The organism is Rummeliibacillus sp. TYF-LIM-RU47, assembly GCF_008638315.1.
In the GTDB taxonomy this organism is placed as follows: domain Bacteria; phylum Bacillota; class Bacilli; order Bacillales_A; family Planococcaceae; genus Rummeliibacillus; species Rummeliibacillus stabekisii.
In genome coordinates this window covers 111810-137691 of the sequence record NZ_VVIR01000004.1, presented here as the reverse complement: position 1 = coordinate 137691, position 25882 = coordinate 111810, and the positions used below count along the sequence as shown (strand labels likewise).

The following is a 25882-nucleotide window of genomic DNA, read 5'->3' as shown; positions in this document are numbered from 1 at the left end:
TCTCCTTTTTACTGTTATATTATTTAACCGTCGTATTGTTTAATTTTTCTCGAATAATTGTTGCTCGAAATACATCTCTTTCGTTCGCCTGGAGCGTTGTACCAGCAAGCTGCTGCAAGAAACCAGGCTGCATAATCAACATACATTCATTCAAAACTCTATCCGGATATGTTGGAATTAATCCCAAATCTATACCCAACCGGACATTTGATAAACAATTAGCCGCTTCTTCACTAGATAAAATCCTTGCATATTTCAACACACCTAATGATCGATTTAAACGATCTGAAACCGCAATGGATGCGTGTTCTAGCAAAGCTCTACGGGCACCGATTTCTTTTTGAATAATTTGCTCGGCTACACTTTGTAGATCCAAAATAATATCTTCTTCTGGCTTACCAAGGGTGATTTGGTTAGAAATTTGATAATAATTCCCGAGAGCTTCGGTACCTTCTCCGTATATTCCTCTTACAACCATCCCTAAACGAGCCATTGTATTCATCAGCGTTCCCATTTGGTTAGTCGCAGTTAGGGCAGGTAAATGCATCATCACTGATGCCCGAAGCCCTGTACCTGTGTTTGTTGGACAGCTTGTAAGGTAGCCAAATGAATCATCGAATGCATATGATAGCTTTCTTTCTAAAAGTCGGTCCACTTCATCAGCCAGCTGATAAGCCATATCCAATTGCAGGCCTGGTTGTAAGCTTTGTATGCGGATATGGTCTTCTTCATTTACCATGATGCTAATTGTTTCATCATCCGACACTAAGATAGAGCCTGTTTTTGTTTTATTTGCTAATTGCGGGCTAATTAAATGCTTCTCTACCAAAACCTGACGCTTAAGAGCGGGCATATCATGAAGTGAGAAATAAGAGAATGGCATATCAAATTTCTGGTCTCCATCAATCAATGCATTTGAAACCATTTTGTCAATTTGCAACGCTTCATCTTCTGAAAAAGCCCGTGGAAACCGAAAACCATTTATATTTCTAGCTAGGCGAATCCTTGTACTCATGACGATATCGCCAAATGTACTATCACCTCTCATCCATATAGGAGGTTTGCTTTGCAGAAAGTGGTCAATGTTCATCTCTCTTCTCACCTCCTCCATTCAATTTGTTTTCAAGCAATTTAACCTCATCTCGAATTTCCGCGGCGTCTTCAAAACGTTCCTCTTCCACTGCTGTTTTCATATCTTGTCGCAGCGCTTCAATTTGGCGTTTTGTCTGATAGCTCTCATTAATTGATCCAGGAACCTTGCCTATATGTTCTGTAGCGCCATTATGAAGCCGTTTTAATACCTGTGGCAAAAAATCTTTAAACGTCTCATAACACGTTGGACAATTGAATTTCCCTTCTTCGAGAAATTGTCTATATGTCATGCCGCATTGTGGACAGCTTTCATTTTGCACTTTACTTTGTGGTTTCTTGATAGGCACATCCTGTACTGACCAGCTTGGCGTTCCGAATAAATTTGAAAATAGTTTTTGCATGGCATTGGAACTATCACCAGGTTCAAGATTCACGTGAAAGTGATCTAGCTGCTTATTGCATACATCACAAAAGTGCCTTGTTATCTTATTGCCGTTTTTCATCTGTGTGACTGTAATTGTAGCAGGCCGCTGTTTACAATTTTCACATATCATCTTTAACACCTCTTTGCATTTGCTGGTCGTATTTCACCGCTAGTAACATCGCCCTCATAATACGCGCTCGTAGTTCATCGCGTAAGGGTAAATGGAGGGACAATACTGAACGGTCTAGTGCCGCTATCATCATCCTTGCTTCTCTTTGCGTTATTACATCTTCATCAATTAACCGAAAAATAAAGTCCTGTGCAGACGACTGTGTGATAGAATCACCAATTTGATGCATAATCTCTTCAATTAACTCGGTCCCTGAGCTTGCTCTAACACGTAAAATCCGTATATAGCCACCCCCGCCTCGCTTACTTTCAACGATATACCCTCGCTCGGCTGTAAACCTTGTATTGATGACATAATTGATTTGGGAAGGTACACATTGAAATTTGTCTGCAATTTCACTTCGTTTGATTTCAATATGACCTTTACCACCTAATTCAATAATCTCTTTTAAATACCCTTCAATAATGTCTGAGATATTCCGCATTTTTATTCCACCTCACTCGCTTCACTGACTTTGACTAACTTTGACTTTATTATATGTTCCATCAAAAAATGATGCAAATATTTTGCTTAACCTGGAAAATCGTTATTCATTCTCCTAATATACACAAAAAACATACTGCTATATGCAGTATGTTCATAAGTTTTTGTATTAAATCCACTTTCCAACAATCGGATATTCCCAATGTGTTCCCTGAAGTGCTCTAATTATGCCGATAATAGGTATAATAACGCCCATAATCCCGAAAATAATTATCATCGGAATGCCAATAATCGCAAGAATTATAGTGAAGGTCAGGATGCCTCCAACTGTAACGAGCAGCCACATAACGAATTGGAACAGCAGCGCTTGAATTGATAAACGTTTTATCTCTTCATCTCTAATAAACACAAAAATAAGAATCGGGACTAAACATGGGGCAAAAAAAGCGCTCGCATGCAAAATAACTTTTAACCCTTTATTCTCCATCTTGTTATTCACTCACTTTCAATATCTATTTTTTCTTAACTTAATTTACGTATTACATTAAATATAGTTTCACTTTTTTATACCCTCTCTTATATGAGGGGTTTCTCCTTTCTGGCATTGTTTACATATTTGTGAGAGGATAAATATACGAATATTGTTGAAATGAGGGTTTGAGATGATTCGGACGCTTGGTATCACTAATGATCAACAACTCTTAGCTGATTTTTCGCTCGAAGAGATTAAAACCGGCAAGTTTATATGGTATTGGGTCGATTTTGAATCGCCTACCACAGAAGAAAATAGATTACTTAGCAGCTTTTTTCATTTCCACCCCTTAGCCATCGAGGATTGTTTAATGAGACTACAACGGCCTAAACTGGATTATTATGAGGGGTACCATTTTCTTGTCGCTCATAAAATAAATAAAGAAACATTTGAAGGGGAGGAGGTCAATTTATTTGTAGCGCCAGACTTTATTGTCACCTATCATCACTCACCTGCCCCCGAGTTTGCCATCGTGAGAGAACGAATTGAAGAAATGCCAGCTTCCTGGGAGCGCGGATCCCTGTATATTGCCTATCAAGTACTTGATAAAATTGTTGATGGTTACTTTCCGTTAGTATATGATATCGAAGATCATTTGAATGAGATAGATGATGAAATTGGTTTTAAGAGTACGACAAAATCAATGAAATATGTATTTGATCTAAGGAGCGATTTGCTTCATATTCGTCGTATCGTTTTGCCAATGCGCGATTTACTTTATCGAATTTTAAATTCCTATCGCTTCCGCTTGAATGACCAGGAACGGGCTTACTTTATGGATATCCACGACCATTTGATTAAGCTAACAGAAATGGTGGAATCGAATCGGGAACTGACAGCAGACATGCGAGATAGCCATATGTCGATAAACTCGAGCCGGATGAATGGCATTATGATGATTTTGACTATTATTTCTTCCATATTCATACCGCTGACATTTATTGCGGGTGTCTATGGAATGAATTTTAAAAACATGCCTGAGCTCAATTGGCATTATGGTTACTTTATTATCTTATTCATTATGTTTGGCATTGCCTTTTCGATGGCCATCTGGTTTAAGTTGAAGGGATGGTTTGATTATAGACCGTAAAAACGAAAATAGAACAGCTGCAAAGTTCTCTATACTTTGCAGGCTATTCCATTTAAAGTTGGTTTCTATTAATCTCATTAATATGGGATTTATTTAGGAGTATCCTTTAAACCAAAAAGGACAAAAGACAGGAGATAAGTGACGATGGTTGCACCGATTGTAATATAGATTCTGTGGCTCATTGGCACTTCTGTATAGTTAGCATTTAGAAGCATTAACGATGAGACCGCTACTACCATTGCTAATGGCAGTGCATATTTCATTCCTCTTTTTGTATCCATGCTGTACATCCTATTCTTGTGATTTTTTCTTTATTGTAGCATGTTCTACCTAGCTCGAATAGATAAAGAAACGATAATAGGCGGTTGCTGTTATAAGTTACAGCAACCGCCTATTTGTATAATATACCGATTATTATAAGGTAAAGAACTTGCTTGGCATTTCGCGCTTTTCTTTACGAATCTTCCGGCGTATCGAGCCTGATTCGAATAATTTCTTTTCTTGTTCTGTTTCTGGGAAAACGGGCGCTACTTCCTGAGGTGCACCATTGGTATCTACTGCTACCATAGTAACGAAAGATTCTGTCGTTAGTTTTTTTACACCTGTGTCGATATTAGTAGAATGCACCACGATATATAACTCCATCGATGTGCGTCCAGTAGAACTAACAATCGCCTCTAGTTCTAGGACTTCTCCTGAACGGACTGGCGAATAAAAGTCCACTGAGTCGAAAGATGCTGTTACTGTTTGCATTTTTGCATGCTTCATGGACGTAATCGCTGCGATCTCATCAATATACGCCAACACCTTCCCACCAAAAATTGTGCTCATATGGTTGGTATCGGGCGGTAAAACCAATCTTGTTTGTATTGTTCTTGAACTGCCCATTGGCACTGCTTCTAGCATCGTATACACTCCTCACGTATCTTTTAACACATAATTTTAAAGGGAAGCCCTTGTTCAACAAGTCATTTCTCTGTACTTGCATCGACTTCTCCAAACATACTACAGTTTAGTCTTAATCGTAATAAACTTCAAATCAGTCATTTCGTTCACTGCATATTTAATGCCTTCGCGTCCATATCCGCTATTCTTCACTCCACCATATGGCATATTATCTATACGGAATGTTGGAACATCATTAATGATGACTGCCCCGGCTTCTAATTCCTCTGCTGCTCTCATGGCATCTTCTAAATTATTTGTAAAGATCCCTGCATTTAAACCTAAATCTGATTGGTTTACTAAATTAATCGCTTCATCGAATGTGTCATATGGAACAATGGATACAATCGGAGCAAATGTTTCCTGGCATGCTACCTTCATATCAGGCTGAACATTGGCCATGACAGTTGGTGTTAAGGTACGCTCTGTGAAGGTTCCGCCTGTAGCAACGGTTGCACCTTGCTCTTTCGCCTCTTCAATCCATTGCATAATGCGTGTAACTTCTTTTGGATTAATCATTGCACTTACATCTGTTTTTTCGTCCAAAGGATCGCCTACTACCAATTTTTCTGTAGCTGTAACAAAGGCATTTAAAAATTGGTCATAAATCGATTGATGGACATAAATACGCTGTAGTGAAATACATACTTGTCCTGCGTAACCAAATGCGCCACTTACACAGCGATCTATAATTTTATCGATTGGCACACTTGGTTCTACAATCAAGCCTGCATTAGAACCCAATTCAAGCGTTACCTTTCGCAATCCTACTTTTTCTTTAATCTTCAATCCAACAGGACTGCTGCCTGTAAACGTAACCTTTTTGACGAGCGGATGTGTAACAAGCGTATCGCTTAACTCACTTCCACTTCCAGTAACGATTTGAAGCATCCCATCTGGTAAACCTGCATCTTTAAAGATTCCAGCCATTACAAGGCTGCTTAAAGGTGTTTGTCCAGCAGGCTTTAAAACAACTGCGTTACCCACAGCAAATGCAGGACCTAATTTATGTGCCACTAAGTTAAAAGGAAAGTTAAATGGTGTAATGGCTGATATAACACCTAAAGGTACGCGTTTTGTCCAGCCAATCCGATCTTTTCCACCCGGTGCAGCATCCATCGGAAGCGTTTCACCACTTAATCCTTTAGCTGCCTCGGCTGCAAATTGGTACGTTGTAATGGTACGATCAATTTCAGTAAGGGCAGCGGTGATAGGCTTTCCTGCTTCTCTCGCTGCTATTTCAGCTAGATCTTGCTTGCGCTCTTTCATTAACTCTGCCACTCGATATAAAATTTCAGCTCTTTCATAAGCTGTTGATGATTTAAATTGAAGAAAGGCTTGATGTGCACCTTCAATGCTTCGTTCTACATCATTCACGGTGGCTTTCGCTATATTTGAAATATGCTCCCCATTATAAGGAGCGGTTAATTCATAGCTTTCAGCTGTGCTAACCCATTCTCCATTAATCCATAATTTTGTTTCCTTCACAGAAGACACCTCCGTTAAAGTTATACCCCTCTTATTCCATACTAACATGATTACTTTTTCATATCCTAAATAGATGCCTAGCATTTCCCAAACTAAAAAAACTCCAGCTATCATAGCCTGGAGTTTTGTGCTTATATTAAATTGTACACTTTTCTCGTCAATCCTATTCAAAAACTCTTGATTCAATTACGAAATGTTCTTTTTCAATACTATCCAGCGAAAACGAAGCGCCTCTGCCAGGCTTCACATCTAAGATCAGCTGGGTATTCTTCATATACTCATAGTGGCTTTTGTGTATATAAAATGGCACATCGCCCACTTTACCAAGAAGTAGATCCTGTTCACCTACTCGAAAATCCTCTTCTTTATAGCACATAGGTGCAGAGCCATCACAGCACCCACTAGATTGAAAAATTAAAATCGGACCATGCAACGATTTCATATAGTTGATAAACTCAAGAGCTTTATCTGTCGCTTGTACACATTCTGTCATCTAGGATCCACGACTATTCTAGAAGAAACCTTGTGGCTTACGATTATAGCTGACAAGTAAATTCTTCGTTTGTTGATAATGTTCTAACATCATTGCGTGGTTTTCACGGCCAATGCCTGATTGCTTATAACCGCCAAACGCTGCACCCGCTGGATATTGGTGATACGTATTTGTCCATACACGACCAGCTTCAATAGCGCGTCCTGCACGATAAGCGGTATCACCTGAACGAGACCATACACCTGCACCTAAACCATATACAGTGTCATTCGCAATTTCGATAGCTTCATCAAAGTCTTTAAACGTAGTGACACCAAGGACTGGGCCAAATATTTCTTCCTGGAAAATACGCATTTTATTATGGCCTTTGAATACAGTTGGTTTTATATAATACCCGTCCTCAAAACCATCTATTTGATTGTGCTCACCACCGATTAAGCATTCTGCCCCTTCCTCTTTGCCTAATTTTAAGTATGATAGAATTTTTTGCTGCTGCTCGTTTGATGCTTGTGCCCCCATCATTACTTCGGTATCAAGCGGATTGCCAATCTTAATTGATTCAATTCTCGCCATTGCTCGTTCGATGAATTGATCGTAAATGGATTCTTGCACTAATGCACGGGATGGGCATGTACAAACCTCTCCAGAGTTAAAAGCAAACATTACAAAACCTTCAATTGCTTTATCTAAAAAATCATCATCATGTTCCATGACATCTTCAAAGAAGATATTTGGCGATTTACCACCAAGCTCAAGGGTAACAGGAATAATGTTTTCGGTTGCATATTGCATTACTTGGCGACCTACTGCAGTAGAACCCGTGAAAGCAATTTTAGCAATGCGAGGGTTTGTAGCAAGTGGTTTGCCTACTTCTACGCCATAACCGTTAACTACATTCACCACACCAGCAGGAAGTAGATCTTGAATTAATTCCATTAGCACCATAATAGATGCAGGCGTTTGTTCTGCTGGTTTTAATACAACACAGTTACCCGCAGCAAGTGCAGGAGCCAATTTCCAGACAGCCATTAGTATCGGGAAATTCCAAGGAATGATTTGCCCAACGACGCCAAGTGGTTCTTGGAAATGATAGGCTACAGTATCATTGTCTAGTTGAGTCGTACGTCCTTCTTGTGCACGAATAGCACTGGCGAAATAACGGAAATGGTCTGCAGCCAGCGGAATATCCGCATTCAATGTTTCACGGACAGCTTTACCGTTATCCCAAGTTTCTGCTACAGCCAATAGCTCTATATTGTCTTCAATTCTATCTGCAATTTTATTTAAAATACGGGCACGTTCAGCAGTAGAAGTCTTGCCCCATTCGCTTTTTGCACTATGTGCTGCATCTAAAGCTAGTTCAATATCATCTGCAGTGGAACGAGCTACTTTTGTGAATACTTGGCCATCCACTGGTGATATGTTGTCAAAATATTGGCCTTTAACAGGTTCTACCCATTCGCCCCCGATAAAGTTATCATATTGAGCTTTAAATTGAACGACAGCACCTTCAGCATTTGGTTTTGCATAAATCATGTCCGATCTCCCCCTTATGTTTGAGCGAATACTACTATCCTATTAAATAGATAGCGCTTTCATATATAATGATGTCTGAAACTATCTTAATATTCAAGTTTTTTAAACTATATTCAAAAATATTTTCGATTAAGATAGATCCAACATTTCATATATATGGCCTAGATATAAAAATATGCATATAAAAAGAAGACAAATACAACACGTGTATATGTCTTCTTTATCAGTTACTTCGATGACCTGGTAACGGTTGAGAACTCACTGTATATTTTGTGGCCTTTGACCGTTTGGTATGCCCTAATTTTATAATCTAAATTTTTGCCGTTCTTTATGTTTCTACTAGCAGCACTCACTTTAGAACCTTTGATTGCCATCAGTTTTTTATAGTTTAATCCTTTGCGTGGTGCTTTATAAATTTCGTAGCCTAGAGCTCCGCTTACAGGCTTCCATGAGAAAAGAAGCTTGTCCTCCGATACTTCCTTGGCCTTCAGATTTGTAGGCTTTGCCAATATAGGACTTCCTGATTTTATGTCTGTGTAAGAACTATATAATTTTATATTTTCCACATTCTTGTAAGAACGCATTTTATAGAAATACGTATTCCCCAGCGAAACTTTTTTATCTATATATGTTGTTACTTTACTGTTTTTTAGGGTAGCTATTTTTTCATATTTGCCTGATTTCTCTACAGCGCGATAAATGATGTAGCCTTCTACATCTGTCGATCCCTTCCAGCTTACAGTAATTTGATTATAGATTTTGCCTGATACAGAAAGCTTAGCTGGTTTTTCAGGGTTCTTGATAAACTTTGCAAAAACCACTGTCTCAGTTTTTAACATCGTATCAAAATCAAACTCTTTTTTATATGAATTATCTGTATACCATCCTGCAAAAGTATAGCCTGCTTTTTTAGGTACCTCTAATGCTTCATCATCTCGTATTGTTTGTTGAGATAAAACAGTGCCATTTGCATCTTTAATAGATACTGCGTAATCTTTTAATCCATCGCCCGTTTCAACCGTTTTGAAAGTCCAGATTGGCGAGCGGACTTTTCCTTGGTAATCATCTGTTACGTCTGTATACCAGTAGTATTGTGTATTGTTCTCGAGGTCCTTCCATACTACTTTAGCAGCTTCATTGTTTTTTACATTTTGAGTTGCGCCAATTTTGGTATTCGTATAGACATTTACATTAAATGAATCGGTTGCTACTACTTTCTCTTTTGGCGTTAAATCTGTTTCAATAACAAATTCATCTTTGCCTGGATAGTCATCCGCATTATAAAAATTATATTTATTTAAATATGGAGAATAGGTTTTCACATAAATTTTATTCTCGATAGGATTTACTTGGAGAATGCGCATAAACCCTTGTCCACCTTCAGGACCACCGGAATAATCAGTTAGCATTTGATATACTTTACGATCAGGGTGGCCATCACTGTTGTCATCAATCTCATCTACTCGTGTTTCACTTCCAAAGAAATGACCTGATAAAACAAGAATGACATTTGGATTCTTTTCTACTACTTTTTCAAAGAGAGTATTTCCCAGGAAACTTCTATCGCCTGACGGTTGTAGGTACTCATGGAAATTGAGTATAGCTTTACGATCTGGATATTTCTGTAGTACTTTATTCATCCACTCTATACTCTCTTCATCAGTTCCCCATCCCATATAAAGCATAAGGAAATCATTGCCTTGTTCACTGATTAAATCATAATGACCACGATTATTATCATAAGACTCACCGTAATAATCTTTGTTGATAAAACGTTTTTCACCAAAATATTTATAGAATGTATTGTAGTTAAAATCAATGTGGTTGACATCATGATTGCCTGCCAGCACGCCATACGGAACATTTGCATCATCCAATGTTTTCATTGCAGCGTCTGCGTTGACCCATTGGCTTTTCTTTGATTGCATATCAATTATGTCTCCTGTATGAAATACATATTTAATCTTCATTTCATCTTGCTGATTCACAATCCACTTTGTCATTTCTTTATAGATTTGCGGATAGCTTTTCGCATAATATTGAGTATCCGTCATCCAAACAAAGGAATAATTAAATTGATTCGTCTGAGCTACTTCATCTTGAACCAATACTTGCACTTTGTGGTCACGTGCAAATGCAGTTCCTGAAATGACAGCATTCAGCTTAAAGTTTTTATTATCGTTGGCAATTTTCCATTCTTGCACCTGCCATTTTTGTTTGTCAAAATTCCACACATAGAGTGATACTCTTCGACCAATAACAGATTTACCCTCCCAGTTTATTTCAACCTCGTCTTTTGCAAGGTCCACTTTGTTATCCAAAGATACTTCAAAGCGGTGGTACGGGTATTTGTCCGTTCCTGTTGTCGTTACGTATTTTTTGTCTGAGGTAGCTATCGAATCAACATTTTCTATAGGCTTTTCCCCATTTGATATGAGATCCTTCGGTGGTTCATTATCTGTCTTATTTTCATATGCTCTTATATGTTCATCTTGATTTGCATTATATTGATACGCTTTTTTAAATGAAACATGCAAATCGTCTCCAGTTGGGTCACCGACAGTAACCTTCAACTTCGGTGCTAGAGGAACATCGACTGATTTTTCATAGGGTATCATTAACTGAGGTAGATAAGGTTGTTCTTCCACTACCTGGAACGTTGTAGTTTTCACTGAGCGATTCCCAGCTTGGTCCGTTGCTTCAATTCGTAAAGTATGGCTACCTGGTGTTAACGCTGCTGAAAAAGTATTAAACGGCAAAGCAATCTCATTATCATCTAGCTTTGCCACTACTTTTTGGACGCCTGCATAGTCATCCTTTAATTCAGCGTTAATGGTGAATTTGCCTTTATAAAGCTTATTCTTTTGGATAGATGGAACAATCACGGGCGGCGTATTATCAACAAAGACAGTGGATTTGACTGTTTTCTTCCCGCTCTTTGCCATAATGGTATGGGTTCCCTCTTTTGCACTCTTTGTATTCCATTTAAAGGAGCTTGCTGAAAACTGTTCGTCCGGTACAGCAAAGCTTATTTTTAGAATGGACTTTGACCCTTTGCTATCACCAACTTTCCATTCCTTTTCCGAATCTGCATATTTAGGATCGTAGAGAACTGTTCCGTCACTTAATATTAATCGCATATGTTTGACAACAAAGTCATCACGATTTTCTTTTGAATTTTCATCAAAAGGCGATACCTTTGTTCCGGACCGAATAGCAAATGCTCGCTTCTTCCCTTTTGTAAAATACTTGGGGTCCACAGGAACAATAAGTGTTTTATACGAGGTGATTTTGTCATGGAATATTTGCAGGACATCCTTACCAATCGTCACACCATTTTCAAAATAACGATCAATTTTATTAACATCCATGACTAAGTACGCCTTGCTTTCCAAGGCCTCTTTTGTTTTTCCTGTTACATCCTCTTGATCAATCAATAAAGAAGATTTTGAATTTTTTTCTGTATTAAAGGCTTTTACCAATATATTTTTCGAGAGAACAGTATCATTCTGGATATTGAGTGATAGTCCTTGAGGTATTCTTTCTTGCATTACCTCTACTTTTTTCTTCTCAATCTCTTGTGTATTTGTTCCATCAGATACGCTTAAGTAATACTCTACATATTCCTTCCCAATCAGGTCTGTAGAGGGAATTGTATATTTATAGAGGCTACTGCCGCTCTTTTTAGTAAGGTCAATGGCTTTAAATGACTCTTCATCATTGGTCTTGTAGTACAAGCGAGCTGTTTTAATTGAAATATTATCATATAGGTTAAAAGAGAATAACAAATCATTTTGTTCGACGTTCACCTCAGGCGTAGAAACGTCTTGGATTTCTGGCTTTTGTTCATCTTTTGGAATAACCACTTTTTCAGATGGTATTTGCTCTGGCGATACATAGCCAGGCGTGGCATCATAGGTTCTACTGCTATACTTTTTCAACATCTTGTCCTTTGGCGTTCCTGAATATGTATAGAGTATTCCTTTGTCTGCTACAGTATCTATTACTCCAGGTACTTCATTATAGTAGGCAATTGCCACATCTTCCCCTGTGTTTGTTGCCAGTGCAAGACCTTGAACACCATTAACCTCCAAAGGTTTCGTAGCAGTTACCTTGACGATTGTTTCATTTTCAATTAGATTCACATCGTAATAACGATTAAAGTCTGCCACAGTTTTCGTATTATCTTGTACAATCCAGTAGACAATCGAACCTCCTGTTGGAATCGTGATGTCCTCAGTTTCAGGAGTCAAAACGTCATCTTCCTTTTTCAAATTTTCAAGATAGCGGTAGCGGAGCTTGTAATCATTTAAGGAAATATTTTTATCGGCATTATTGTAAATCTCCACAAATTGATAAGCATTTGTTCCTTCTGATTCAGCATTTTTAGGAACTACCTCTGTCATGAACAATGAAGGTGCGTTAAGTATTGAAGTGTCATTTTCAGCTGCATGGGCTGTCGTTACATGTAAGTTTGCTATGCTTGCTGAAAGAAAAAGTATGGAGGCAAGGAACATAGCTAACTTCTTTTTCATCATTTTGTCTAACCCCTTTGTAATTTTTGGATATAAAAAATAATTTTCCCATGCCTATTATAACAATACACCCAGATTTATCTACTAGTATCAGGAAAAAGATGAGTCTTTTTAACAATAAAAAATAAAAAACTGCACAATCTACATTGATAGATTGCGCAGCCTATAAAAATTTATCCCATATAATGAGGTATAATCAGATACTATAATCCACCTAAGTAAGCAGCTTTTACTTGTTCTGCCTCTTGTAAATCTTTTGCTAGTCCAGATAATACTACGTGACCCGTTTCTATTACATATGCACGGTCTGCTATTGATAAAGCCATATGTGCATTTTGTTCGACTAACAAAATGGTCGTTCCCTCTTTACGTATTTCTTCAATGGTATGAAAAATTGTTTTTACCATTAAGGGAGCTAATCCCATGGATGGTTCATCTAATAGAAGTAGTTTTGGACGTGCCATAATTGCTCGCCCCATCGCTAGCATTTGCTGCTCTCCACCTGATAGTGTCCCGGATAGCTGTTTTCGCCTCTCCAATAAGATTGGAAAGATTTTAAAGATCCTTTCTTTATCTTCTGCTACGGCTTTATGATCCTTACGTAAATAAGCACCCAAATCCAAATTTTCTTCCACTGACATGTTTGAAAAAACTCGCCTACCTTCAGGTACGTGAGATATTCCAGCTTTCACGATAGTTTGAGCTGCTTTACCAGCAATTGTTTTACCTTGGAACTCAATGGTTCCTTGCTTTGGTTTTAAAAGGCCAGAGACCGTTTTTAAGAGTGTACTTTTCCCGGCGCCATTTGCGCCGATTAATGTCACAATCTCTCCTTCATTAACCTCTAAGGAGACGCCTTTTAATGCTTGGATATTCCCATAGAATACATTAATCTCATTAATTGTTAGCATCTACTCCGTAACCTCCTCGCCAAGATACGCTTCAATGACTTTCTTGTTGTTCCTGATTTCTTCCGGTTTGCCCTCAGCTATTAGTTGGCCATGATCCAGTACATAGATGCGCTCACAAATCCCCATCACCAATCCCATATCATGCTCGATCAGCAAAATGGTTAGGTCAAACTTTTCCCGTATAAGAGCAATTAAACCCATTAGATCTTGCGTCTCCTGTGGGTTCATACCTGCAGCTGGTTCATCTAAAAGCAAAAGCTTAGGTTTAGCTGCTAGTGCACGGGCGATTTCTAACCGCCTTTGCATACCATACGGCAAGTTTTTAGCCAATTCATTCATGTAGGGATCGAGCCCAAAAATCTTTAAAAATTCTATAGATTCTTGTTCCATTTTTGTTTCACCCGAAAAATAATTTGGCAAACGAAAAATGGAACTGATGACAGAATGGTGTGCCAAAGAGTGATTGGCTACTTTTACATTGTCTAATACCGTTAAATCCTTGAAGAGTCGAATATTTTGAAACGTCCTACTGACACCGCTTTTTGTTACTTGGTGAGGCGACATATTATTTGTTTTCTTTCCATTAAAAATAATGGTGCCTTCAGTAGGTTTATAAACACCTGTCAGCATATTGAAACTTGTTGTTTTCCCAGCGCCATTCGGTCCGATTAACCCAATTAATTCGCCTGCATGCATTTCCATATTTAATCCGGATACTGCTTTTAAACCACCAAACTGAATACCTACATTTTCTACTTTCAAAAGAAGGTCACTCATTGACTTTTCCTCCTTTTGCTTTTTTGTTGAATTTAAAGAAGTCCGTTATTTCTTTAGTTCCCATTAAGCCTGATGGTCGATATAACATAACAATAATGAGGACTAAGCTATAAATAATCATTCGAGTTTCAGGGAAGTCTTGTAAGTATAAAGAAATAACTGTCAATAAAATAGCGGCAATGACAGCACCAGATAAACTTCCCAGCCCACCCAAAACAACATAAATTAAAATATCAAAGGATTTTAAGAACCCAAATTGTGATGGTTGTATGATGAAGAAGTTGTGTGCAAATAGCCCACCTGCAAGTCCAGCAAAGAATGAACCGATTGCAAATGCCAATACCTTGTAATACGTTGTATTAATCCCCATTGCATCTGCTGCAATTTCATCTTCTCGTACGGCGATACATGCTCTACCATGTCTTGAATTCGTAAAGTTTGCAATTACAATAATAGTAATTAGGACGCCGAAAAACGCGTATGTCCAAGTCGTCAAATAATCAACCTGCATCCCTGCAGCGCCACCGACATAATCAATATTCAAGAAAATAATTCGTATAATCTCAGCAAATCCTAGTGTGGCAATTGCCAAATAGTCTCCCTTTAAGCGCAATGTCGGTATCCCAACAATAAGTCCTGCTACAGCTGCAACAATTGCACCAATGATTAGAGCAACAGGGAATGGAAAGCCTAGGTTGGTAGTAAAAATAGCTGAAATATAAGCCCCAACAGCTAAGAATCCCGCATGTCCAATCGAAAATTGGCCAGTAATGCCAATGACTAAATGTAAACTCACAGCTAGTATGATATTAATAGCAATGGTAATAAATAGATTGGAATAATACATATCAAGTTGGCCATTGACAATCAATAGCTCAACAATGGCATAGACCACAAGCGCCACTGCAATGTAAATCCAAAAGATTTTAGACTTTTTCATATGCACGCTCACCTACACTTTCTCTCGGGTGTTCTTGCCAAAAATACCCGATGGCCTAAAGATTAATATGAGAATTAGAATAATAAACGCTGCCGCATCCCGCCAAGAAGAGAAACCGAGCGCACTAACAACTGTTTCAACTACGCCAAGCACCATTCCGCCAGCCACTGCTCCTGGAATAATTCCTATTCCTCCTAATACAGCTGCAACGAATGCTTTAACTCCTGGAATGATCCCCATTAATGGATCAATTTTTGTATAATACACACCGAATATAACTCCTGCCGCTCCAGCTAAGGCTGACCCTATCGCAAACGTTACGGAAATCGTATTATCCACATTAATCCCCATCAACCGTGCTGCCTCTACATCATGAGATACTGCACGCATAGCCTTGCCAATCTTTGTTTTATGTACGATAAATTGAAGGATTAGCATTAGTACGATAGATACTGATAGAATCATGATTGACTGCATACTAATTTGTGCACCTAAAAATTGAAATGTTTTAGAAGAAACGACATTAGGATATGCCTCCGGTTGTGCCCCTCTAAAGAAAATGGTTGTATATTCAATTAATAGCGACACTCCAATCGCTGTGATCAATGCAGCAATACGCGTAGCATTGCGCAAACGTTTATACGCTACCCGCTCGATGAACACGCCCAATAAAGCGCAGACCACCATCGCTAGAAGGAGAGCCGGAAAGAAACCCAAATCCCATCTTGATATTGCAAAAAAACCTATAAATGCGCCAATCATAAACACATCACCGTGCGCAAAATTAATTAATTTGATAATGCCGTAAACCATTGTATAACCTAGTGCAATCAAGGCGTAAATACTGCCGAGTGAAATTCCGTTGATTAATTGTTGCAGCCATTCCATATACAGTTCACTCCTTTTAAAAAACAATAGAAAAACTAGAAAAGGGAGGTCTATGCCCTCCCTTTAAATAACAGCTTAAGGATTGACCTTAGAGTTAAACACTTGTTTGCCATCTTTGAATTCAAGTACTGTAGCTGATTTCACTGGGTGGTGATTCTCATCCACAGAGAATGTGCCTGTTACGAGAGACAATTCTTTTGTTTCCGCCAAGGCATCTTTCACTTTTTCGCCATCTGTAGAACCAGCTCTTTCAATTGCATCTTTCAGCCAATACACCGTATCGTAGCCCAACGCATTGAATGCATCCGGTGCTTGGTCTTTGTTAGCACCTTTAAAGGCCTCTACAAATTTTTGAATTTTTTCATCTGGATCTTCTGATGAATAGTGATTGGTAAAGAATGTGTTATTAAGCGAATCTCCTCCAGCAAGTTCGACCATTTTTGGCGAATCCCATCCATCTCCGCCCATCAAAGGTACGGTGATACCTGCTTCTCTTGCTTGCTTGACGATCAAACCTACCTCCTCGTAATAACCTGGAATATAGATAAAGTCAGGTTTCTTGGATTTTAGGCGTGTAAGCGTTGACTTGAAATCCGTATCTTTCGCAACATATGATTCTTCCGCTACTACTTTTCCACCATTTTCTTCTATTGTTTCTTTGAAAGATTTCGCTAAGCCTTTTGCATAATCACTGGCACTATCTGAGAAGATAGCGACGTTCTTCGTTTTCAGTGTGTTCAAGGCAAAGTTTGCTGCAATCCTTCCTTGGAATGGATCAATAAAGCATGTACGGAATGCATATTCATTTACTGAATTATCACTGTTAACAGTTACTGTCGGTGAAGTAGCTGATGGCCCGATCACCGGCATTTTATTTTTATTTGCTATTTGTACAGCCGCTACAGTATTGCCTGAAGTAGCTGAACCAATTTGCGCTACAACCTTTTCTTGCGTTGCGAGCTTGATAGCAGCAGCCGTTGCTTCCGCTGCGTCTGATTTATTGTCAATTTCGACAGGGACAATCTTCTTGCCGTCAATACCCCCGTTATCATTGATTTCTTTAATAGCAAGTCTTGCTCCTTTTGCAATGCCCGAACCGTAAGAGGCCACATTGCCCGACAACTCTAGATTTAGACCAATTTTCACTTCTTTACTGCTGTTACCTTTGCTGCCTGACGTAGTGGATTGGTCTTTGCTACCGCAACCTGCCAATAGCCCTACAACTAATGAAGAAGCCAAAAATACCGAAGCATACTTTTTTAATTTACTGTTAGCGACCATCTAAAGCCCTCCTTTGATTACTATATTCCAAATATTTTGAAAATTTTATTTAGAAGATATTTAGGAATATAGTCTTTCTATCTAGCAATACTTAATACTTATCATATTGTAATGTATTCCTTTCTATTCGTCTACATAATTTTTTATAAATTATAAATATTTAAAATAGTCTAAAATATATTTTATTAATCAATCCATTTTGTTCTATATTATGGTTTCAGAGCTTCTAGTATACCTTTATAAAGAAATGAAAAAATCAAGAAGGAGTACCCTTCTTGATTCATTGATAAAGGCTATAGTGAAAAAATTAATGAAGCATAATAGAACCGCCATCAACCATAAAGGTTTGGCCAGTCATGTATTGAGAATCTTCTGAAGCTAAGAATACAGCTACACGGCCGATATCTTCTTCCACATCGCCAAAACGGCCCAATGGAATTTTACTTCTTACTGCTTCATAGTACTCTGGTTGGGCTTTTGCCCATGCTTGTACACCAGGTGAGTTGGCAATTGGGCTGATAATGTTTACGTTAATGCCAAAGCGGCCCCATTCATTTGCAGCAACACGAGAAATGCCACGAATTGCTTCTTTTGCAGCAGCATATGAACCTTGTGTTTCATGACCATTAATACCAGCGCCTGAAGCAAAGTTAATTACATTGCCTTTTGTTTCTTTTAAATAAGGAAGCGCTGCTTGCATTAAATAAAATGTTGGGTAGAACCCTGTATTGAATGACAAATCTAAATCATCTTGTGTTATATCTTCAATAGTAACTTGCTTAGAAGCATGTGCATTGTTTACTAATACATTCAATTTTCCGTATTTCTCAACAACTGTTTTTATGATATTTGGAAGATTTTCGCGATCCATTAAGTTCGCTTGCATGAACATAGACTTTGGCGAGATTGCTTGCAATTCTTTTTCCATTGCTTTGCCTGTCTCTTCATTTAAGTCAACAATCACTACGATTGCTCCCTCTTTTGCCATCGCTTTCGCCATGCCACTGCCAATACCTCCAGCTCCTCCTGTAATAATAGCAACTTTTTCATCTAATTTACCCAAAAGTAACAACTCCTTTCCTTCAATACACACTATTTTAGCACTAAAACATTTAACGTTAAAATAATATCTATTTCTATACTGGTTTTTTATGCATTAAACCGGTTTATTCTCCATTAAAAGATGATCTTTTCGGCCATGAAGCAAGAAGTATAGAGCTAATGTGATAAAAATAAATATCCCTAAAGAGATATATAGTTTTCCATAGCCGATAAGCGGGATAATAAAACCAAGCAAATATGGCCCGATACCTAAGCCGCCGTCCATTGCGATAAAGAATGTAGAAGTCGCAAGACCCATACGATGAGAAGGTGTTACTTTTACGGCGATAGCTTGTGCTGAAGATGATAAATTACCGTAACCTATCCCAATAATAGCGCCAGCAGCTAAAAGAACAAAATTGCTATGCGCAGTACTTAGTAATAGCAAACCTAAGCCAAATAGAACAAAGCAAGGATACATGACAAAGTTAGCACCCTTCGTATCCATTAACCGTCCACTGAATGGGCGTGTAATTAAAATTGCAATTGCATACACAACAAAGAAAAAGCTAGAAGCTTCTACTAAGTTACGATCTTTTGCAAAGAAGTTGATGAATGATAAGATGCCTGCATAACCTAATGACATACAAACAGTAATAATAGCAATCGGAATTGCTTTTGGCTCAATATATTGAGAAATAGAGAAACCTTTTGATTCCGCTTTTGCTTCAGGAATCAATTCCATAGGCGGAACTTTTGTTGTAAGGCCTATTATTAAACTAATAACACCTAATAGTACACAAACCGCAAAAATCATATTGTAAGAAGTATGTTGGCTCATTAGAATTCCGATAAATGGCCCAATCGCTGTTCCTAATGTTGTACTCATACTGTAATAGCCAATGCCTTCACCTTTACGAGAAATCGGTAGTACTTGCGCAACAATGGTACCAGTTGCTGTAGAAGCAATCCCTACGGCAAATCCATTTACAAAACGAGATAAAAGGAGCACTGTGATGCCCGCGTGGATAAAATACAAGCATAATGTAGCAATAAATAGAACAAGACCTACAATCAGAACATGTTTACGGTCAAAGTGGTCGATAACTCTCCCCGTCCCAAGTCTTCCAATCAATGTACCGATAATATAAATCCCTGTTACTAAGCCCGCTTGACTAGTAGTTGCATGATAATCTTTCACTGCAAATGAGGCGATAGTTACCATTAATAAGTAGAAAATTAATAGAATAAAAAAGTTAATTAAGGACATGACGATAAAATCTTTTGTCCAAAGCTTTTCTTTTGCGTGACTCATTTATTTTCCTCCGATCTGGTAGATAAATTTCTTTTGATTTTTTGCAAAGTATGAATAAATGCAAGTTGCTCTTCTTCTCCCACATCTAAGAGCAGTTGTTGTTCAAAAGCATCCACTGTGGTGCGGATTTCATTGAATATTTCCATGCCTTTATCTGTCACCACTAACCGTTTTTCTCGTTTGTCTTGCCCTTGGATGGTGTCGACATAACCCATTTCGATTAAACTCTTCATAGTTCTTGCAATATTCGGCTTTTCAACACCCATAATACGTGCAATTTCTACGGACGTAGCAAATTCGGTCATGACTAAATAATATAAAACGGACCATTGAGTTCGATGCAGCCCATGCTTAGAAAGCTGCTCATTTAACTGTGTTTCAAACGGTCGGTAGGTTAAGATTAGCTCATGAAAAAGTGTGCGATATTTTTTCATATACCCTCCATATAGTTAACAATGATAACTAAAACAACTTTTTCATTGTATCAGAATATAATTTTAAAATCAAGTAGCCTTGTAGGATTAAAGGTTTTTCCTTCTGGTTTCATGTCACAGTTTCTTTCTAAGCAAAATAAAAAGGCTACAGCCATTATGATGGCTGTAGCCTAAGTTTTTACACTAAGTTACTATTTTTTTCATTTTCAAAATAGTTATCATATTTTTCTTTATCCAAACGACCTTCTGATTTAGCCATAACAAGTGAGGCTAAAGAGTTACCTGTTACGTTTACAGCTGTACGTGCCATATCCAGGATACGGTCAATACCAAGGATAAATGCTAAACCTTCCAAAGGAATACCTACAGCTCCAAGAGTTGAAAGCAATACAACGAAGGATACGCCTGGAACACCTGCAATACCTTTTGATGTTACCATCAATGTTAATACCAATGTAATTTGTTGACCGAGACTTAAGTCAATTCCATACATTTGTGCGATAAACAAAGCAGCGATTGCTTGGTACAACGTAGAGCCGTCCAAGTTAAATGAATAGCCTGTTGGTATAACAAAGGATACGATATCCTTTGGTACGCCTGCTTTTTCCATTTTCATCATAATCCGCGGTAAAACTGTCTCGGAACTAGATGTAGAGTAAGCAAGTAAAAGTTCGTCTTTTAAAATGCGAATCAATTTAAATACACTTAGACCGAAGATTTTTGCCACAATGCCCAAGACGACCACAACAAAAAGAATCATTGCTGCATACACAAGAATAGCCAACTTGCCCAGTGGAACCAACGACTTAATACCGAATGTTGATACTGTAACAGAGATTAAAGCAAATACACCGATTGGCGCAAATTTCATGATTGTATTTGTTACCCAGAACATAGCATCTGCTACTCCTGAGAAGAAGGACAATACTGGTTTCCCTTTTTCTCCGATTGCAGCAACACCTAGACCAAATAATACTGAGAAGAAAATAATAGCAAGCATATTACCTTCAGACATCGCTTGTATCACATTCGTAGGTACAATATGGACGATTGTGTCAGCAAATCCGCCACCAGATTTAACACTTTCACTTGTCTCTACATAAGAGGAAATATCCCCTTTTGTTAAATGATCCATGTTAACGCCAGTACCAGGATGGAAGAAATCGGCTACAAAAATACCAATTATGATAGCAAATGTAGTAATTACTTCGAAGTAAACAATTGTCTTGATCCCTAATTTACCTAGCTTTTTCAAGTCACCTTGTCCAGCTACCCCTAAGATCAATGTAGAGATGATAATCGGTACGACAATCATCTTAATCATGTTCATAAAGATAGTGCCGACTGGTTGAAGATATTTGGGTACGTTTTCATTTCCGTAAAAAACAGCACCTACTATAATACCAAGAATTAGCCCGATTAAAATTTGCCAAGCCAATCCGATTTTTATTCGTTTCATTCAAGTCACCCCTTTAAAAAATTACAACTTTTTTGTGAATTATTTTTATTGTACCTAAGACATATAAAATCCGACACCATCCGACATTTTTTATGAAATAAAAATTCAAAAATATTTATTCAACTTAAAATTTTTAAAGAGAATTATAACATCATGCATCATAACGTGGCGGGTGTTTGAATTTTTCTTCTGCATCTACATACAGCACTTGAAGAAATTTTTTCACATTTACTTTCATCTTCTTTGGCGTTAGGGCCTTCTGTTGTATGCCGTTCATTAAGCCTCTTATTTCGGCAAATTCGAAATAACGAGGTGCATAATACTCAAATTCCGGATTCGTATAGTCTACTACCCCTAAAGTTGCTAAATTATTCATAGCAATCACTAGCGTACGCCGAATTCTTTGCTCAATTGCTTTACTTTCCTTAATAATTTCAGAGCTGCTTAATTTTTTTCGGCATGCCAATTCTTCATATAAGTCTTTTAATGGAGGAATTTGCCTTGGCTTATCTTCTCTCGATACTAAGAATTCAATGATGGCTACAATATCATCGCTACCTGCTTCACCAACGATTCCCATATCATTTAATATGGAGAAAACCACATCCTTAATCGTTCGATGTGACTCTTCTCGTGTTTCTGCCTCGAAATTTAAGAGTGATTTACGGATGGTCAATAGAGATTTCTTTAATAAAAAACGCTCTGACGTTTTTTTAAGGATACTCTGCACTTCAATTTTGTTGATTGGTTTATGAATAAAAAATTCAATGTCCTTTTCATATGCATGGCCCACCATTTCTTTATTCTCCACCTGAGATATCATAATAAAGTATCCTTTAAAACCTTGTTTGCGCAATTGTTCAATTGTTTCAATACCATCTAAATTAGGCATCAGTAAATCAATCAGCACAAAATCTGGGTCACTGGATAAAATCGACTCTATAGCACTAATACCACTATCCGCCTCACCGACAATGACCCCCATATCTCCTTCCAAAATAATTTGCTTTAGCATACGGCGGCTCGCCGCATCGTCATCGACTATAAAGTATCTCATCTTTGCTCAACCCTCTTTTCTATGTTTTTCTTTGGAATCCTTATATGAAAGGCTGTGCCGTCTGCTTGATCTTCAAGCCTAATTTCTCCTTCAAGCATGTTGATTATTTCTTTTACATGTGAAAGGCCAATACCAGTAGCCGCAACGCCTTGTTGATTGTATTTTGTTGTAAAACCCGGTTCAAAGATAATATCCATATCTTCTTCTTTAATGCCAGTCCCATTATCTTGCACTTTAAAATGAATCATATTCCCTTCTGCCCATATAGACACGCTTATCATGCCAGATTCCTCGATTGCTTCCACAGCATTTGCAACTAAGTTATTGAGAATGGCTAGAATAGGATTTTGCTGAGATAGGATAAAGTCGACCGTCTGAGTAGTTTTGAGTTCCACTCTTTTATTTAACATACTGCTATATTTAAAATTTGCTTTTTCTACAAATTCTACAATATTCGATAAATAGTACTCCTCATTTGTTTTCACTACAGATATGTCTGAAAGGCCTGAAAAGATTCTTTGAGCATCCTTTTTCACCTCATGGATTTCCTGGGAAATACGGAGCGCGCGTACGCTAAGGTTTGTTTGATTATCAGCTTTCAATGTTCGATAAAAGTCATAACTATCAGCCATAATTTGTTCGATATGATTCATCATTTTTTGCAAATAGAGCGTTTCTACGTATAAACCAGAGTCGAGTGATAGTTGTTCACCTACTCGTTTTTTCTCTTCCATTGCAATGATTGAACTAAAAATACCCACAACAAAAAAGCTTCTTAAAAAAGCAACCATCACAATTAAGAGCAGATCAGAAATACCTATATTGGTAACTGACATAAGGTATCTCAGCAAATGCTCCGCAGTGTTCGCCACAATTTCAATGCCTGTAGCGATTAAACCTAATTTAAATGGTGAATCAATAAATTTCTCCAGCTTTATGAATTGAAAAAGGAGAACATACAAGAAGTAATAAAAAAACGCAGGAAGATGTTCTTGAAAGCTATTGTCCCATGTGCCACTGTAAAATATAACTGAAATAATGAGACGAAAAAGAACTACGGTTGTCCCCGTTATAATACCTGTTTTTAAAACGGACTTTGGTTTCCGAGCTAACAGAAGCACTAAGAAAGTTATACTGCCTACTCCAAAGCGAAACGGTTCGCCTTGAAAGGGAGAGAGTTTAATTTCGCTACTGACAGCTGTTAAAACAGCGATCAATAACATCCATATCGTTTCCGACTTCAACCAATTTTTTTGACTAATGCCTATGGAGATTCCCCTCCAATCAGATAATATATTCTCTTTATATTACCATGATTGCACTAGAATGAAAAAATACGGTGAAACTTATAAGTCATATAAAAAACAAAAGACGATATCCACGCTACTAAGGGCGTGGATATCGTCTAACTGTTAGCTCATTTGATCAATGAGCTTTTATGAAAAATGAATAGGTGTGCTGAAAATCATTTGAGATTTCGAGAAACCATTTAATAGTTCCCTGTATTTTGTTATGCTCTTTGCAAAAATGCCCTTGTACGCTCATTCTTAGGTTGATTAAATACCTCTTCTGGCTTGCCATCTTCTACGATAACACCTTGATCCATAAAGACAATACGATCGGAAACTTCCCTTGCAAATTCCATTTCATGTGTCACTATAATCATTGTTAAACCTAGATTCGCCAGCTCTTTCATCACTTTCAAGACTTCTCCTACCATCTCAGGGTCTAAGGCAGATGTCGGTTCGTCAAACAGTAGCGCATCAGGCTGCATAGAGAGGGCTCTGGCAATGGCTACACGTTGTTTTTGGCCACCTGAAAGCTGATGGGGACGAGCATTTTTGTAACGATCCATCCCGACAACCTTTAAATATTTCATCGCCACTTCCTTCGCTTCTTCCTTTGGCCGCTTTAATACTTTTATTGGTCCTACCATACAATTGCTTAATACATCACAGTTATTAAACAGATTAAATTGCTGGAATACCATGCCGAGGTGAGTACGGTATGTATTTAAATTATGCTCTTGGTCCAGTATATCCTGTCCTTTATATAAAATCTTTCCGCCAGTGGGCGATTCAAGCAAGTTAATACAGCGCAGCAGTGTTGATTTCCCTGAGCCCGAAGAGCCAATCACACAAACTACTTCACCCTCCTTAACAGAAAAGTTAATATCTCTTAATACCTCATGTGATCCAAAGGATTTATTGAGATGCATGATATCGATAATGTTTTCCATAGAATCCCTCTCCTTTGTTATTATGATGCCTTCTGTCCGCTCAGCATTTCTTGATTATCTATTAGCTGATATGTTGCATTGCCGGCAAGTTTTCTTTCGAAATATCTCAATATTTGTGTCACTATAATAGTCATAATCAGATAAATGATACAGGCGACAAAGAATGACTCAAAGTAGCGGAAGTTATTTCCTGCAATCGTCTTCGTTTGGAAGAATAATTCGGTAACACCGATCACATTTAACACTGATGTATCTTTAATATTCATAATGTATTGATTGCTTGTAGCTGGCAAAATATTGCGCATTACCTGTGGCAAAACGACATGCACCATCGTTTTCCAATGATTCATACCAATCGCGCGTGCTGCTTCAAATTGTCCATTGTCGATGCTAATAATGCCACCTCGTACGATTTCTGCCATGTAAGCCCCTGTATTGAGAGAAACAATGAACATTGCCGCAAATGTACGGTTCATATCAATGTGAAATATCAGGTCAGAACCAAAGTAAACAACCATCGCCTGCACAATCATTGGGGTTCCGCGGAAAAATTCCACATATACCGATAAAATGATGCTTACGCATTTTAAAAATACTCTTTTAATTCTACTTTTGCTTTTCGGGATTGTATGAATAATACCGATGATTAAGCCAATTAAGGCGCCAAAAATTGTACCAACTGTCGCAATGAGCAACGTCATCCATGCGCCTCTTAAAAACATTGGCCAGTTATTGACGATAATCTCTATAAACCATTCTAAACTCATCTATTTTCCTCCTCCAAACAGCGCC

General features: G+C 38.0%; 24 protein-coding genes. 1 reads left to right on the top strand and 23 read right to left on the bottom strand.

Annotated elements, in window-relative coordinates; translation table 11 throughout:
* Positions 1-19 precede the first annotated feature (19 nt).
* The 4 genes from mcsB to F0527_RS14285 all read right to left on the bottom strand — a co-directional run bounded on the left by mcsB (position 20) and on the right by F0527_RS14285 (position 2616).
* Positions 20-1090 carry a protein-arginine kinase McsB gene (mcsB, locus tag F0527_RS14300; protein WP_150285375.1) on the bottom strand — a complete coding sequence of 357 codons (1071 nt, stop codon included), beginning with the start codon at positions 1088-1090 and terminating at the stop codon, positions 20-22.
* The gene (locus F0527_RS14295; protein ID WP_066790986.1) at positions 1080-1646 is read right to left on the bottom strand and encodes a UvrB/UvrC motif-containing protein; all 567 of its coding nucleotides are present in this window, start codon (positions 1644-1646) and stop codon (positions 1080-1082) included. Before F0527_RS14295 ends, mcsB begins: the two co-directional genes overlap by 11 nt.
* Positions 1636-2130 carry a CtsR family transcriptional regulator gene (locus tag F0527_RS14290; protein ID WP_066790988.1) on the bottom strand — a complete coding sequence of 165 codons (495 nt, stop codon included), beginning with the start codon at positions 2128-2130 and terminating at the stop codon, positions 1636-1638. Before F0527_RS14290 ends, F0527_RS14295 begins: the two co-directional genes overlap by 11 nt.
* Before the next feature lie 168 nt (positions 2131-2298).
* Positions 2299-2616: a magnetosome magnetite crystal formation protein family gene (locus F0527_RS14285; RefSeq protein ID WP_147197440.1), complete on the bottom strand. Its 318-nt coding sequence runs from the start codon at positions 2614-2616 to the stop codon at positions 2299-2301.
* 175 nt (positions 2617-2791) lie between these two features.
* Here F0527_RS14285 and corA point away from each other — a divergent pair, with 175 nt between their 5' ends.
* Positions 2792-3751: a magnesium/cobalt transporter CorA gene (corA, locus tag F0527_RS14280; protein WP_066790992.1), complete on the top strand. Its 960-nt coding sequence runs from the start codon at positions 2792-2794 to the stop codon at positions 3749-3751.
* A gap of 89 nt (positions 3752-3840) precedes the next feature.
* Here corA and F0527_RS14275 read toward each other — a convergent pair whose 3' ends face one another.
* The 19 genes from F0527_RS14275 to F0527_RS14185 all read right to left on the bottom strand — a co-directional run bounded on the left by F0527_RS14275 (position 3841) and on the right by F0527_RS14185 (position 25857).
* A complete protein-coding gene (locus F0527_RS14275) occupies positions 3841-4032 on the bottom strand; it encodes a hypothetical protein (protein ID WP_066790995.1) in 192 nt (63 codons plus the stop codon).
* Positions 4033-4165: 133 nt separating this feature from the next.
* Positions 4166-4657, bottom strand: coding sequence for an acyl-CoA thioesterase (locus F0527_RS14270; RefSeq protein WP_066790997.1), 492 nt, complete (start codon positions 4655-4657; stop codon positions 4166-4168).
* A 99-nt stretch (positions 4658-4756) separates the two neighbouring features.
* The gene (locus tag F0527_RS14265) at positions 4757-6184 is read right to left on the bottom strand and encodes an aldehyde dehydrogenase family protein (protein ID WP_150285374.1); all 1428 of its coding nucleotides are present in this window, start codon (positions 6182-6184) and stop codon (positions 4757-4759) included.
* A gap of 163 nt (positions 6185-6347) precedes the next feature.
* On the bottom strand, positions 6348-6677 hold the full coding sequence (locus F0527_RS14260) for a DUF779 domain-containing protein (protein WP_150285373.1): 330 nt from the start codon (positions 6675-6677) through the stop codon (positions 6348-6350).
* A gap of 18 nt (positions 6678-6695) precedes the next feature.
* Positions 6696-8213, bottom strand: a complete 1518-nt coding sequence (exaC, locus tag F0527_RS14255) for an acetaldehyde dehydrogenase ExaC (RefSeq protein WP_150285372.1) — start codon at positions 8211-8213, stop codon at positions 6696-6698.
* Between the two features lie 227 nt (positions 8214-8440).
* On the bottom strand, positions 8441-12751 hold the full coding sequence (locus tag F0527_RS14250) for a metallophosphoesterase (protein ID WP_150285371.1): 4311 nt from the start codon (positions 12749-12751) through the stop codon (positions 8441-8443).
* 200 nt (positions 12752-12951) lie between these two features.
* Entirely contained in the window at positions 12952-13659 is a 708-nt protein-coding gene (locus F0527_RS14245) for an ABC transporter ATP-binding protein (RefSeq protein WP_066791005.1), read from the bottom strand.
* Positions 13660-14436: an ABC transporter ATP-binding protein gene (locus F0527_RS14240; RefSeq protein WP_150285370.1), complete on the bottom strand. Its 777-nt coding sequence runs from the start codon at positions 14434-14436 to the stop codon at positions 13660-13662.
* On the bottom strand, positions 14429-15376 hold the full coding sequence (locus tag F0527_RS14235; protein WP_147197451.1) for a branched-chain amino acid ABC transporter permease: 948 nt from the start codon (positions 15374-15376) through the stop codon (positions 14429-14431). The genes F0527_RS14240 and F0527_RS14235 overlap by 8 nt, the downstream gene beginning before the upstream one ends.
* Before the next feature lie 12 nt (positions 15377-15388).
* Positions 15389-16264, bottom strand: a complete 876-nt coding sequence (locus F0527_RS14230; RefSeq protein WP_066791013.1) for a branched-chain amino acid ABC transporter permease — start codon at positions 16262-16264, stop codon at positions 15389-15391.
* Positions 16265-16339: 75 nt separating this feature from the next.
* On the bottom strand, positions 16340-17545 hold the full coding sequence (locus F0527_RS14225) for an ABC transporter substrate-binding protein (protein WP_066791015.1): 1206 nt from the start codon (positions 17543-17545) through the stop codon (positions 16340-16342).
* 307 nt (positions 17546-17852) lie between these two features.
* A complete protein-coding gene (locus tag F0527_RS14220) occupies positions 17853-18608 on the bottom strand; it encodes an SDR family NAD(P)-dependent oxidoreductase (protein ID WP_066791017.1) in 756 nt (251 codons plus the stop codon).
* A 93-nt stretch (positions 18609-18701) separates the two neighbouring features.
* Positions 18702-19901 (bottom strand): MFS transporter, encoded by a 1200-nt coding sequence (locus F0527_RS14215; RefSeq protein ID WP_147197459.1) that lies wholly within the window; start codon positions 19899-19901, stop codon positions 18702-18704.
* Complete coding sequence (locus tag F0527_RS14210; RefSeq protein WP_066791024.1) at positions 19898-20335, bottom strand: MarR family winged helix-turn-helix transcriptional regulator; 438 nt, start codon at positions 20333-20335, stop codon at positions 19898-19900. The genes F0527_RS14215 and F0527_RS14210 overlap by 4 nt, the downstream gene beginning before the upstream one ends.
* 178 nt (positions 20336-20513) lie before the next feature.
* Entirely contained in the window at positions 20514-21794 is a 1281-nt protein-coding gene (locus F0527_RS14205; protein WP_066791026.1) for a cation:dicarboxylate symporter family transporter, read from the bottom strand.
* 151 nt (positions 21795-21945) lie between these two features.
* Positions 21946-22851: a response regulator gene (locus tag F0527_RS14200; RefSeq protein ID WP_066791028.1), complete on the bottom strand. Its 906-nt coding sequence runs from the start codon at positions 22849-22851 to the stop codon at positions 21946-21948.
* Positions 22848-24074, bottom strand: a complete 1227-nt coding sequence (locus F0527_RS14195; RefSeq protein WP_223823619.1) for an ATP-binding protein — start codon at positions 24072-24074, stop codon at positions 22848-22850. The genes F0527_RS14200 and F0527_RS14195 overlap by 4 nt, the downstream gene beginning before the upstream one ends.
* A 287-nt stretch (positions 24075-24361) precedes the next feature.
* Positions 24362-25090 (bottom strand): amino acid ABC transporter ATP-binding protein, encoded by a 729-nt coding sequence (locus F0527_RS14190; protein ID WP_150285368.1) that lies wholly within the window; start codon positions 25088-25090, stop codon positions 24362-24364.
* Between the two features lie 20 nt (positions 25091-25110).
* Positions 25111-25857, bottom strand: coding sequence for an amino acid ABC transporter permease (locus tag F0527_RS14185; RefSeq protein ID WP_150285367.1), 747 nt, complete (start codon positions 25855-25857; stop codon positions 25111-25113).
* Positions 25858-25882: the final 25 nt, after the last annotated feature.

What these genes read in the sequence shown, in the direction of transcription:
- F0527_RS14235 (WP_147197451.1), bottom strand. Translation starts at nt 15,376, where the DNA reads ATGAAAAAGTCTAAAATCTTTTGGATTTACATTGCAGTGGCGCTTGTG.
- F0527_RS14270 (WP_066790997.1), bottom strand. Translation starts at nt 4,657, where the DNA reads ATGCTAGAAGCAGTGCCAATGGGCAGTTCAAGAACAATACAAACAAGA.
- mcsB (WP_150285375.1), bottom strand. Translation starts at nt 1,090, where the DNA reads ATGAACATTGACCACTTTCTGCAAAGCAAACCTCCTATATGGATGAGA.
- F0527_RS14190 (WP_150285368.1), bottom strand. Translation starts at nt 25,090, where the DNA reads ATGGAAAACATTATCGATATCATGCATCTCAATAAATCCTTTGGATCA.
- F0527_RS14225 (WP_066791015.1), bottom strand. Translation starts at nt 17,545, where the DNA reads ATGGTCGCTAACAGTAAATTAAAAAAGTATGCTTCGGTATTTTTGGCT.
- F0527_RS14275 (WP_066790995.1), bottom strand. Translation starts at nt 4,032, where the DNA reads ATGGATACAAAAAGAGGAATGAAATATGCACTGCCATTAGCAATGGTA.
- F0527_RS14195 (WP_223823619.1), bottom strand. Translation starts at nt 24,074, where the DNA reads ATGTTATTGATCGCTGTTTTAACAGCTGTCAGTAGCGAAATTAAACTC.
- F0527_RS14230 (WP_066791013.1), bottom strand. Translation starts at nt 16,264, where the DNA reads ATGGAATGGCTGCAACAATTAATCAACGGAATTTCACTCGGCAGTATT.
- F0527_RS14215 (WP_147197459.1), bottom strand. Translation starts at nt 19,901, where the DNA reads ATGAGTCACGCAAAAGAAAAGCTTTGGACAAAAGATTTTATCGTCATG.
- F0527_RS14285 (WP_147197440.1), bottom strand. Translation starts at nt 2,616, where the DNA reads ATGGAGAATAAAGGGTTAAAAGTTATTTTGCATGCGAGCGCTTTTTTT.
- F0527_RS14205 (WP_066791026.1), bottom strand. Translation starts at nt 21,794, where the DNA reads ATGAAACGAATAAAAATCGGATTGGCTTGGCAAATTTTAATCGGGCTA.
- F0527_RS14245 (WP_066791005.1), bottom strand. Translation starts at nt 13,659, where the DNA reads ATGCTAACAATTAATGAGATTAATGTATTCTATGGGAATATCCAAGCA.
- F0527_RS14250 (WP_150285371.1), bottom strand. Translation starts at nt 12,751, where the DNA reads ATGATGAAAAAGAAGTTAGCTATGTTCCTTGCCTCCATACTTTTTCTT.
- corA (WP_066790992.1), top strand. Translation starts at nt 2,792, where the DNA reads ATGATTCGGACGCTTGGTATCACTAATGATCAACAACTCTTAGCTGAT.
- F0527_RS14210 (WP_066791024.1), bottom strand. Translation starts at nt 20,335, where the DNA reads ATGAAAAAATATCGCACACTTTTTCATGAGCTAATCTTAACCTACCGA.
- F0527_RS14185 (WP_150285367.1), bottom strand. Translation starts at nt 25,857, where the DNA reads ATGAGTTTAGAATGGTTTATAGAGATTATCGTCAATAACTGGCCAATG.
- F0527_RS14290 (WP_066790988.1), bottom strand. Translation starts at nt 2,130, where the DNA reads ATGCGGAATATCTCAGACATTATTGAAGGGTATTTAAAAGAGATTATT.
- F0527_RS14295 (WP_066790986.1), bottom strand. Translation starts at nt 1,646, where the DNA reads ATGATATGTGAAAATTGTAAACAGCGGCCTGCTACAATTACAGTCACA.
- exaC (WP_150285372.1), bottom strand. Translation starts at nt 8,213, where the DNA reads ATGATTTATGCAAAACCAAATGCTGAAGGTGCTGTCGTTCAATTTAAA.
- F0527_RS14260 (WP_150285373.1), bottom strand. Translation starts at nt 6,677, where the DNA reads ATGACAGAATGTGTACAAGCGACAGATAAAGCTCTTGAGTTTATCAAC.
- F0527_RS14200 (WP_066791028.1), bottom strand. Translation starts at nt 22,851, where the DNA reads ATGAGATACTTTATAGTCGATGACGATGCGGCGAGCCGCCGTATGCTA.
- F0527_RS14240 (WP_150285370.1), bottom strand. Translation starts at nt 14,436, where the DNA reads ATGAGTGACCTTCTTTTGAAAGTAGAAAATGTAGGTATTCAGTTTGGT.